This window comes from Nonomuraea sp. NPDC052116 (genome assembly GCF_040680035.1).
Lineage (GTDB): Bacteria > Actinomycetota > Actinomycetes > Streptosporangiales > Streptosporangiaceae > Nonomuraea > Nonomuraea angiospora_A.
In genome coordinates this window covers 65,994-74,706 of record NZ_JBFAWA010000054.1, presented here as the reverse complement: position 1 = coordinate 74,706, position 8,713 = coordinate 65,994, and the positions used below count along the sequence as shown (strand labels likewise).

Genomic DNA, 8,713 nt, shown 5'->3' with positions numbered 1-8,713 from the left:
CCGGCCCCCGCTGTGGGGCCTTCGCGCCTACGCGGTCATCGGCAGCGCGGGTCCAGGCACTGGGCGCACGCGATCACGCCGCTCCCGCTCCGGAACTTGCAGATCTGGAAGTCGCAACACCCGATCCACTCCGGGGGCGGAGCGTACGCCGCCGCCTCGGTCCTCGGTACCACCAGGCCGAGCATGAAGTCGCTGACCTTGCCGAACAATCTGTTCATTCCCGCCTCCAAACGGAACGCCGACGGTTCTCGGAGTCGACCGTAGAGAGGCCGCCGATCGGGCCGATACACGAGTGCGTATGCGGGGCCTATCGCCGCGGTTCCTAGGGTTCCCATGCCCGGCCACGGCGAAAGGGAGAGGACCCCCATGTCAGGTCTCGTCGCGAGACTTGCGTTCGTCAGCGTGCTGACGGTGCTCAATCTGCTGCTCACGTTCGGTGTGATCCGGCGGCTCCGCGAGCACGCGGAGCTGCTCGCCGGCCGGGCCACCCCGATCACGGGGGAGACGCCCTCCCTGCCGGTGGGCCGCCAGGTCGGGGACTTCGCCGCCACCACGACCGACGGGGAGCCGGTCGCGCGGGCGCTGCTCGCGGGCGACACCCTCGTCGCCTTCCTGACCCCCGGCTGCGAACCGTGCGAGGAAAGCCTGCCCCACCTCGTCGAAGCCGCGAAGAAGTGGCCGGGCGGCAGGCAGAACACCCTGGTGGTCGTCATCGGCAAACGCGACCGCGCCGCCGAGTACGTAGAGCGGCTGACCCCCGTGGCGAGGGCCGTGGTCGAGGCGCCCGACGGGCCGATCGCCACGGGGTTCGGCGTGACGGCGTACCCGCTCTTCGGGGTGGTGGACTCCTCGGGGCAGGTGCTCCGATCCGAGACGGCCCCCGCCGCGCTGCTGCCGCACGACGTCGCAACGGCCTGACGGTGCGGCTGCCTCGTCTGGGGGGCGTCGGCCATGCCCTCGGCCTGGCCTGGCGGGCCGGGCCGGCGACCCTGCTGGTGTACGTGGGCCTCACCGTCGTGAGCGGCGCCGTCCCCGTGGCCGTCTCGTGGTTGACGAAGCTGATCCTGGACCAGATCGCCACCGGCCACGCCGACGCGACGACGCTCACCGGTCTCGGCGCCGGATTGGCGGCAGCGGGAGCCGTCGTCACCGTCCTGCCGCGCGCCGCCCAATATGTCACCGAGGAGCTGGGCCGCTCCGTGACGCTGCTGGCCGATGATCGCCTGTACGCGGTGGTCAACTCCTTCGCCGGGCTCGGGCGCTTCGAGGATCCCGCCTTCCTGGACAGGCTGCGCATGGCCAAACAGTCCGGCGGGGTCGCCCCGGGGCGGGTCGTCGCCGCGGTGCTCTCCCTCGTCCAGGCGGCGATCAGCGTCGCCGGCTTCCTGGGCTCGCTCATCGTCATCAGTCCCCTGATGGTCGTGGCGGTGCTCATGGGAGCGATTCCGATGACGATCGCCGAATTCCTGCTGTCCCGGCGGCGGGCCCAGATGTTCTGGCACATCGGGCCGCTGCAGAGGCGGGAGATCTTCTTCGGCGACCTGCTGGGGAGCGTGGACGCCGCCAAGGAGGTGCGGCTGTTCGGCATCGGCGGTCACCTGCGCGGCCTGATGCGCGCCGACAGGCTTTCCGCGAACGCGGCCGAGCGGCGCACCGGCAGCCGCGAAATGCTCACGCAGGGCAGCCTCGGCCTGGTCAGCGCGACGGTGTCCGGCGCGGGCCTCGTCTGGGCCGTCCGGGCAGCCGGCTCGGGGCAGCTGTCCGTGGGCGACGTCACGATGTTCGCGGCCGCGGTGGCGGGCGTGGGGCTCGCGCTCGGACGCCTGGTCACCGAGGTCGCGGGGGCTCATTTCCAGCTCCTGATGTTCGACCATTACCGGGCCGTCGTGAACGCCGGGCCCGACCTCCCCGCGCCGTCGCGCCGGCGTCCGCTGGCGGGGCTGCGGCAGGGGATCGAGCTCCGCGACGTCTGGTTCCGGTACTCGCCGGAGCACCCCTGGGCGCTGCGGGGCGTCAACCTGTTCATTCCGTACGGCTCCGTGCTCGGACTGGTCGGCGTGAACGGCGCGGGCAAGAGCACGATCGTCAAGCTGTTGTGCCGGTTCTACGACCCCGACCGGGGCGTCATCCTCTGGGACGGCGTGGACATCCGCGAGGTGCCGCCGGAGACGTTGCGGAGCAGGATCAGCGCGGTGTTCCAGGACTTCATGGCCTATGACCTGACGGCCGCGGAGAATGTCGGCCTGGGTGACGTCCGCGCGCTCCAAGACCGGCCCCGCATCGAGGCCGCCGCACGCGACGCGGGCGCCCATTCCCTCCTCGCCGGTCTGCCCGACGGCTACGAGACCCTGCTCTCGCGGCTGTTCTTCAGCGAGGCCGACAAGACCGACGCGAGCACGGGAGTCTATTTGTCCGGCGGGCAGTGGCAGCGCGTCGCGCTCGCCCGTGCGATGCTCCGCGACCACTGCGACCTCATGATTCTCGACGAACCCAGCTCGGGGCTCGACGCCGACGCCGAACACGAGATCCACCAGCGACTGCGGCGCTATCGGGCGGGCCGCACGAGCGTGCTCGTGTCCCACCGGCTCGGTGCCATGACGGACGCCAGCGCCATAGCCGTGCTGGAGGACGGCCAGGTGACCGAGTACGGAACCCATGAGGAGCTCCTCACGCTGGGCGGCACCTACGCGCGGCTGTTCACCAGGCAGGCGCGGGGATACCGGGCCGACGAGCAGAGCGTTCCGTCGTGAACGGCTGGATTCTCGCCGTCGTCGGCGGCGCCGTGGCGCTCGGCCTCGCGTACGTCAGGCGCCGGTTCGTCGCCGTGACCATCACCGGCACGAGCATGGCGCCCACCTACAGCGGCGGTGAACGCGTGCTGGTGGTACGCGGCGGGGTCGACCGCCTGCGCCGGGGCGACATCGTCGTGGTGCGGTGGGCCCCGACGGGTTCGATCCCGCTGTTGCTGATCAAACGGGTGGCGGGGGTCGCCGGTGACCCCATCCCGACCGAGGTGGCGACCGCCGTCAGCCGGCCCGCGGGCACGCCCATACCCGCCGGAAAGTTCATCGTGCTCGGCGACAACTCCGACTGGAGCCTGGATTCCCGGACGGTGGGCTTCTTCGACGGCGAGAGCCTGCTCGGGACGACGGTCAAACGCCGGGCATGAGCCTCAGGGCACCTCGGGACACGGTGGCGATGTCCCGGGCCAGGAGCCGGGGCAACTCCGTCATCCGGTAGCGGTCACGCGCGTGGAAATCGAGCAGCTCCATCTCGACCAGCCGATCGAGTGCCCGGCTGATGCTCCTGACAGGCGCATGGAGCCTCCGGGCGGCTTCCCCCGTGCTGATCTCCGCGGCGGGAAGCGAGCCGAGCTGCCGGAACACCTCGATGGCGAGCCGATCCATCGGGTGCTCACTTGCCATGAGGTGCTCGACCTGCGCGTACATGCTGGCCCGCATCGACAGGTCACCGGCCTGGAGCTCGTCGAGCCGGTGCCGGTCGTCGGCCAGCCGCTCCAGCACCTCGCGGACGGACCAGCCGGGATGCGCGACCAGCCGGGCGGCGACGATGCGCAGGGCGAGCGGCAGCCGGTCGCACAGCCGTACCACCTCGGCGGCGGCGCCGGGATCTTCCCGCAACCTTTCCTGACCGACATGGTGCGCGAGGAACGCCATCGCTTCCTGCCGTCCCAGCCTGTCCAGCCGAAGGTGCGGCGCCGCGTCCAGCGTCGTGAGCATCGGACAGCTCGTGACGAGGAACGTGCAGAGCCGGGCGGCCGTGAGGAACGGGCGGACGTGCGCGACCTCGGGCGCGTTGTCCAGCACCACGAGCATGCGGCCTTCCGCCAGGAGCGACCGGTATCGCGCGAGGGCGGCATCGGCGTCGCTCACCGGCCGGCGGCGCGGTCGCAGATCCACGTACAGCTGGCCGTCCGGATAGCGGTCCGCGACCAGATGGGCGGCGTGCAGGGCCAACGAGGACTTGCCGGCTCCCGCTGGGCCGTGCACCACGACCACACCGCCGGCGGCGCCGAGCCGCTGGGTGAGAAAGGAGAGTTCCGGCTCGCGACCGACGATGACCGGCTTCCGCGGTAGCCGGCACGGCGGGCAGGCCGAGGCGACCGCGCGGGGCGGGCGCAGGTCCCGGCGCAGGATCGCCTGGTGGAGGCGCCGCAGCTCCTCGCCCGGATCGATGCCCAGGGACCCGGTGATCGCGATGCGGGCCTGCTCGTACGCGTCGAGTGCCCCGGCGACGTCGTGGTCGGCGTACAGAGCGCGCATCAGCAGCGCCCACGCCCGCTCCCGCAGCGGCAGCTCCGTGACGAGCGAACGGAGAGGCCAGATGGCGGGTGCCGGCCGGCCGAGCAGCAGCAGTGCTTCGCAGCGGTCCTCCTGGACCGCTCGGCGCTGCTCGTCGATCGCGACCTCGCGGGCGGCGATGACCGGCCCGTGGGGGACGTCCTCCAGCAGCCGCCCGCGCCACAGGGCGAGCGCCGTTTCGCATTGCCGCAGGGCTTCCTCGGCGCGTCCCTTCTCAAGCGCCGCGCGACCGGACGCCGCCTTTTCCTCGAACGCCTTCAGGTCGAGTTCGGCCGCCTCGACCCGCAGTTGATAGCCGAGCGGACGGACGACCAGGCGATCTCGCTCCGCCGCCGGAAACGCGGCCCGAAGCCGCGCCGCATAAGTGCGGAGATTGGCGGTGGCGGATTTGGGGGGAGCCGATCCCCACAATTCCTCGGTGATCTCGTGAAGCGGGGCAAGCGAGTTGGCCCGCACCAGCAGAAGGGACGTGAGTGTGCGTTGTTTCGGGGCTCCCGGCCTGAGCAACCGCCCATTCGCCCGTATCGCCAGCCCGCCCAGCACCGTGAATTCCATTGAACCAGGGGTCATCACCTCGAATCCTCGGAAAAGAAAAGGCCCGCAACAAGGTCAGCCACCGGACATTGAGCGGACATTTCCCGCGGGGCACGCATACACATTCGTGTATCAGCCCTATCGGCAGCACCCCTACGGTCGAATCCGAACACATCCGCGTCGTACCTGGAGGTACACCATGAACAGATTGTTCGGCAAGGTCAGTGACGCGATGCTGGGACTGCTGGTCCCCAGGAAGGAGGCCCACGCCCTGCCCGCGACGTGGATCGGGTGCTGCGACTCCTGCATGTGCATCTACCGGTACGACGACGGCCACACGAGTTGCCTTCGCTGCTCCTGCCAGATGTGCGGCGCCTAGCCGTAGCCCTGGACCACGGACAGGTCGCGTAGCCGGGCGCCCGCGGATCCGCGAGGCAGGCGACCTGCCGCCGCGGGCGTTCGGCCCCGAAGGTGGACGTTGCCCAGGCATCGCTTGTCCCCAGACGCGGAACCGCCCCCGACCTTGAGCCGTTTCGGCAGGTCAGAGGCGGTCTGATGAGAGTGGAGCTATGGGGATTCGAACCCCAGACCTCCTCCATGCCATGGAGGCGCGCTACCAACTGCGCTATAGCCCCTTGCGATCACCAAGTGTATCGGAGATCGGGAGCCCCTGTGTCACACCGAGAGCCCTGTGATACGTCTATGGTTTCATGCCGACCTTTGAAGACCACCGAAGCCTGCTGACCGGGGTCGCGTACCGGATCCTGGGCAGTGCCGCCGACGCCGAGGACGTCGTGCAGGAGGCGTGGTTGCGCTGGTCGGGGGTGGACGAGACGACCGTTGACGAGCCCAAGGCGTACCTGGTGAGGGTGACCTCGCGGCTGGCCATCGATCGGCTGCGGTGGGCGAAGTCGCGGCGGGAGTCGTACGTGGGGCCGTGGCTGCCCGAGCCGATCAGCACGGCGCCCGACGTCGCCGAGCACGCCGAGCTGGCCGAGTCGGTGGAGCTGGCGCTGCTCCTGGTGCTGGAGACGCTGTCGCCGCTCGAACGGGCCGTGTTCGTGCTGCGGGAGGCGTTCGACCTGCCGTTCTCCGAGATCGCGGAGATCATCGGGCGGGCCGAGCCGGCGACCAGGCAGCTCGCGCGGCGGGCGCGGGACCACGTGCGGGACAGGCGGCCCCGGTTCGACGTGGACAGGCAGGAGCGGCGGCGGATCACCGAGCGGTTCATCAGCGCCTCCGCCGAGGGCGACCTCGACGGGCTGATCGAGCTGTTCGCGAGTGAGGTCACGATGGTCAGCGACGGCGGCGGCAAGGCCAGGGCCGCGCTGCGGGTCATCACCGGCGCCGACAACGTCAGCCGCTGGCTGCTGTCGATCAACACCCCCGCCAACATCGCGGCCTTCATGGCCTCGATCGGCATGGCGGGGATCTCCGACCTGTCCATCGGGCTGGCGTTCATGAACAACGCCCCCGCGATGGTCATCTCCGCGGGTGGACGGGTGATCACGGTCGCCTCGCTGCTGATCTCGGACGGCAAGATCGACACGATCTACCTCATCGCGAATCCCGAGAAGATCGCGCACCTGGAGCCCGTCTGAGGCCGGTGTGATCAGGCCGTGCGCCGGGTGGGGACGCGGGCCTCGCGGATCAGCGCGGCAAGGTCCACTCTGGGATCGGCGGCCGCCTGCGAGGGGGTGCTCGCCTTCCTGGCGAGCCGCTGACCGGCTAGCTCGGGGCGCCGCAGGTGGTGCGCATGGTCAGGGCGGCCTCTTCCAGCGAGAACGCGACCTCGACCCGTCCCAGCTCGGCCGTGCTCCCCACATGGGTGCCGCCGCACGGGATGGACGCCTCGCCCTCCGGCAGCGAGCAGTGCCACGTGCGGCGGGCGGTCAGCCCCGGCCCCGGAATGTCCAGCCGGACCGGCGCGTCGGCGGCCACCCACGCGGCGAGCTGCTCGTTCGCGTGCCGGGCGACCTTCCCGAAGTCCAGGCCCTCGGCGGAGAACCCCTTCTTGCGCAACGACTTGCCCAGACGGTAGACGTCCACGCTGCCGTACGGCTCGATCCGCGACGAGGCGATCGCCGCCTGGTCGAAGTCGGGGTGCCCGAGCGCGTCGGACGTGACTTCCTTGCGCCAGTGGCCGGCCAGGGCCGCGTTCACGGCGAGCGCGGCCAGGTGGCAGGCGGTGTGACCCGCCGAGAGCGCCGCCCGGAATCCGGCGTCCACCTCGAGCTCGGCCTCCGCCCCGACGGGCAGCGGCGTCTCGGTGACGTGGACGACCAGCCATTCCCAGCCCTCCGTGCCGCGCCTTACCGGGATGGCGTCGCCGACGAAGACCTCGCCGGTGCTCGACTGGGCCCCTGTCACGCAGTCGATGACCGGCAGGCCTCCGATCGTGCCCCGGTCTGCGGGCTGGTCGGGCCAGGTGTGGTCAAGGGGGTGGAACGGCGTCTCGGCGACGACGAGACCGTGCCGGTCCCCCACCGGCACGGCCCCGACGATCTCGGAACGGCCGCTGGTCCGGCCGTCGGGAAAGGTGACGATGGTGGACTTCATCCGGTCATTCTCGCAGGGACCGCCTGCTCGTCCTCCAGGTAGCGGTTGCGGCCCGCGTACAGGCCGGTGAACAGCTGCACGACGAGCACCACGAAGATCAGCATGTACGGCAGCGTCCACCCGCCGGTCACGTCGCGCAGCACGCCGACCAGCAGCGGACCGGCGCCGGCGATGAGATATCCCGCGCTCTGCCCGAACGCCGACAGCGCGGCCGTGGCCTCCGCCGTACGGGTGCGCAGGGCCAGCATCATCAGCGCCAGCGGGAACGACCCCATGCCCACCGCTACCAGCGTCACCCAGAGCAGCGCCAGGTCGGCCGGCCCGGCCCACAGCCCCAGGAACCCGGCCGCGTAGAACGCGACGAGCCCGACCACGGCGGGACGCTGGTCGCGAAAGCGGGAGGCGACCATGGGGACGACGATCGAGACCGGGATGTTCAGCGCGGTGAACACGCCGAGGATCACCCCGGCCTCCGACGTGCTGAAACCGCTGTCGGTGAGCATGGTGGCGAGCCAGCCGAACATCATGTACGCGATCATCGACTGGGTGCCGAAGTAGATCGCGATCATCCACGCCAGCTTGCTGCCGAGGAGACGGCGGAGGCCCGCGTCCCGGCTGCCCGCGTCCCGCTCCGGCTCACTGCGCAGGAGCGCAAGCCACGGAATGGCGGCGACGGCGGCCAGGGCCGCCCACACGCCGAGCGCGATGTGCCAGTCACCCGACGCGCGCTCGATCGGCACGGTCGCGGCGGCGGCCAGCATGGTGCCGACCGCCAGGGCCGTGGTGTAGACGGTGGTCATGATCCCGGTGCGGGCCGGGAAGTGGCGCTTGATCAGCGTGGGGATGAGCACGTTGCCGACCGCGCCACCGGAGAGCGCCACGGCGCTGCTCAGCAGGAACACGGGGGCGGAGCCGACGAGCGACCTGACCAGCATGCCGACGCCCAGCGTGACGAGGGCCAGCAGGAGCAGGCGGTGCTCGCCGACGCGCCTGGCCAGGGTGGGTGTGATCGCACCCACGCTGGCGAAGGCGAGGACGGGGAGGGTGGTGAGCAGGCCGGTGCCGACGCTCGACATGCCCAGCGCGCCGGTCAGCTGGTCGAGGAGGGGGCCGACGCTGGTGACGGCGGTGCGGAGGTTGAGGGCGGCGAGGACGATCCCCAGGACGAGGAGCCAGGCGAGGGGTCCGGTGGTACGGCCTCGTGCCTCTTGGGTCAGCACGCTCATCGGGGGCGGTCCTCCACTCATCAAGTCATAGGACGAATCGCCATCTTAACAGGACCGAAATATGCATTTATT

Annotated in this window: 9 protein-coding genes and 1 tRNA gene; 5 read left to right on the top strand and 5 right to left on the bottom strand. The window is 70.8% G+C overall.

Annotated elements, in window-relative coordinates:
- Positions 1 to 35: 35 nt before the first annotated feature.
- Positions 36 to 218: a hypothetical protein gene (locus tag AB0L65_RS57795; RefSeq protein WP_364265304.1), complete on the bottom strand. Its 183-nt coding sequence runs from the start codon at positions 216 to 218 to the stop codon at positions 36 to 38.
- 148 nt (positions 219 to 366) lie between these two features.
- Between AB0L65_RS57795 and AB0L65_RS57790 the strand changes: the two genes are divergently transcribed.
- From AB0L65_RS57790 to AB0L65_RS57780, 3 genes are read left to right on the top strand one after another with little or no spacing between them, the layout of a single operon-like run.
- Complete coding sequence (locus AB0L65_RS57790; RefSeq protein WP_364265302.1) at positions 367 to 918, top strand: TlpA disulfide reductase family protein; 552 nt, start codon at positions 367 to 369, stop codon at positions 916 to 918.
- Between the two features lie 2 nt (positions 919 to 920).
- Positions 921 to 2,750, top strand: coding sequence for an ABC transporter ATP-binding protein (locus AB0L65_RS57785; protein WP_364265300.1), 1,830 nt, complete (start codon positions 921 to 923; stop codon positions 2,748 to 2,750).
- A complete protein-coding gene (locus AB0L65_RS57780; protein WP_364265298.1) occupies positions 2,747 to 3,169 on the top strand; it encodes a S26 family signal peptidase in 423 nt (140 codons plus the stop codon). Before AB0L65_RS57785 ends, AB0L65_RS57780 begins: the two co-directional genes overlap by 4 nt.
- Here AB0L65_RS57780 and AB0L65_RS57775 read toward each other — a convergent pair.
- The gene (locus AB0L65_RS57775) at positions 3,153 to 4,892 is read right to left on the bottom strand and encodes a BTAD domain-containing putative transcriptional regulator (RefSeq protein WP_364265297.1); all 1,740 of its coding nucleotides are present in this window, start codon (positions 4,890 to 4,892) and stop codon (positions 3,153 to 3,155) included. The genes AB0L65_RS57780 and AB0L65_RS57775 overlap by 17 nt on opposite strands.
- Before the next feature lie 163 nt (positions 4,893 to 5,055).
- Between AB0L65_RS57775 and AB0L65_RS57770 the strand changes: the two genes are divergently transcribed.
- Positions 5,056 to 5,235: a hypothetical protein gene (locus tag AB0L65_RS57770; protein ID WP_350740609.1), complete on the top strand. Its 180-nt coding sequence runs from the start codon at positions 5,056 to 5,058 to the stop codon at positions 5,233 to 5,235.
- A gap of 183 nt (positions 5,236 to 5,418) precedes the next feature.
- Here the strand turns inward: AB0L65_RS57770 and AB0L65_RS57765 are convergent.
- Positions 5,419 to 5,491, bottom strand: a tRNA-Ala gene (locus AB0L65_RS57765).
- A 75-nt stretch (positions 5,492 to 5,566) separates the two neighbouring features.
- Between AB0L65_RS57765 and sigJ the strand changes: the two genes are divergently transcribed.
- Positions 5,567 to 6,457, top strand: coding sequence for an RNA polymerase sigma factor SigJ (gene sigJ, locus AB0L65_RS57760; protein WP_364265295.1), 891 nt, complete (start codon positions 5,567 to 5,569; stop codon positions 6,455 to 6,457).
- A 127-nt stretch (positions 6,458 to 6,584) separates the two neighbouring features.
- Here sigJ and AB0L65_RS57755 read toward each other — a convergent pair whose 3' ends face one another.
- Positions 6,585 to 7,415, bottom strand: coding sequence for a metal-dependent hydrolase (locus AB0L65_RS57755; protein ID WP_364265293.1), 831 nt, complete (start codon positions 7,413 to 7,415; stop codon positions 6,585 to 6,587).
- Positions 7,412 to 8,641, bottom strand: a complete 1,230-nt coding sequence (locus tag AB0L65_RS57750) for an MFS transporter (RefSeq protein ID WP_364265291.1) — start codon at positions 8,639 to 8,641, stop codon at positions 7,412 to 7,414. The genes AB0L65_RS57755 and AB0L65_RS57750 overlap by 4 nt, the downstream gene beginning before the upstream one ends.
- Positions 8,642 to 8,713 lie beyond the last annotated feature (72 nt).

What these genes read in the sequence shown, in the direction of transcription:
- AB0L65_RS57770 (WP_350740609.1), top strand. Translation starts at nt 5,056, where the DNA reads ATGAACAGATTGTTCGGCAAGGTCAGTGACGCGATGCTGGGACTGCTG.
- AB0L65_RS57790 (WP_364265302.1), top strand. Translation starts at nt 367, where the DNA reads ATGTCAGGTCTCGTCGCGAGACTTGCGTTCGTCAGCGTGCTGACGGTG.
- sigJ (WP_364265295.1), top strand. Translation starts at nt 5,567, where the DNA reads ATGCCGACCTTTGAAGACCACCGAAGCCTGCTGACCGGGGTCGCGTAC.
- AB0L65_RS57775 (WP_364265297.1), bottom strand. Translation starts at nt 4,892, where the DNA reads ATGACCCCTGGTTCAATGGAATTCACGGTGCTGGGCGGGCTGGCGATA.
- AB0L65_RS57750 (WP_364265291.1), bottom strand. Translation starts at nt 8,641, where the DNA reads ATGAGCGTGCTGACCCAAGAGGCACGAGGCCGTACCACCGGACCCCTC.
- AB0L65_RS57755 (WP_364265293.1), bottom strand. Translation starts at nt 7,415, where the DNA reads ATGAAGTCCACCATCGTCACCTTTCCCGACGGCCGGACCAGCGGCCGT.
- AB0L65_RS57795 (WP_364265304.1), bottom strand. Translation starts at nt 218, where the DNA reads ATGAACAGATTGTTCGGCAAGGTCAGCGACTTCATGCTCGGCCTGGTG.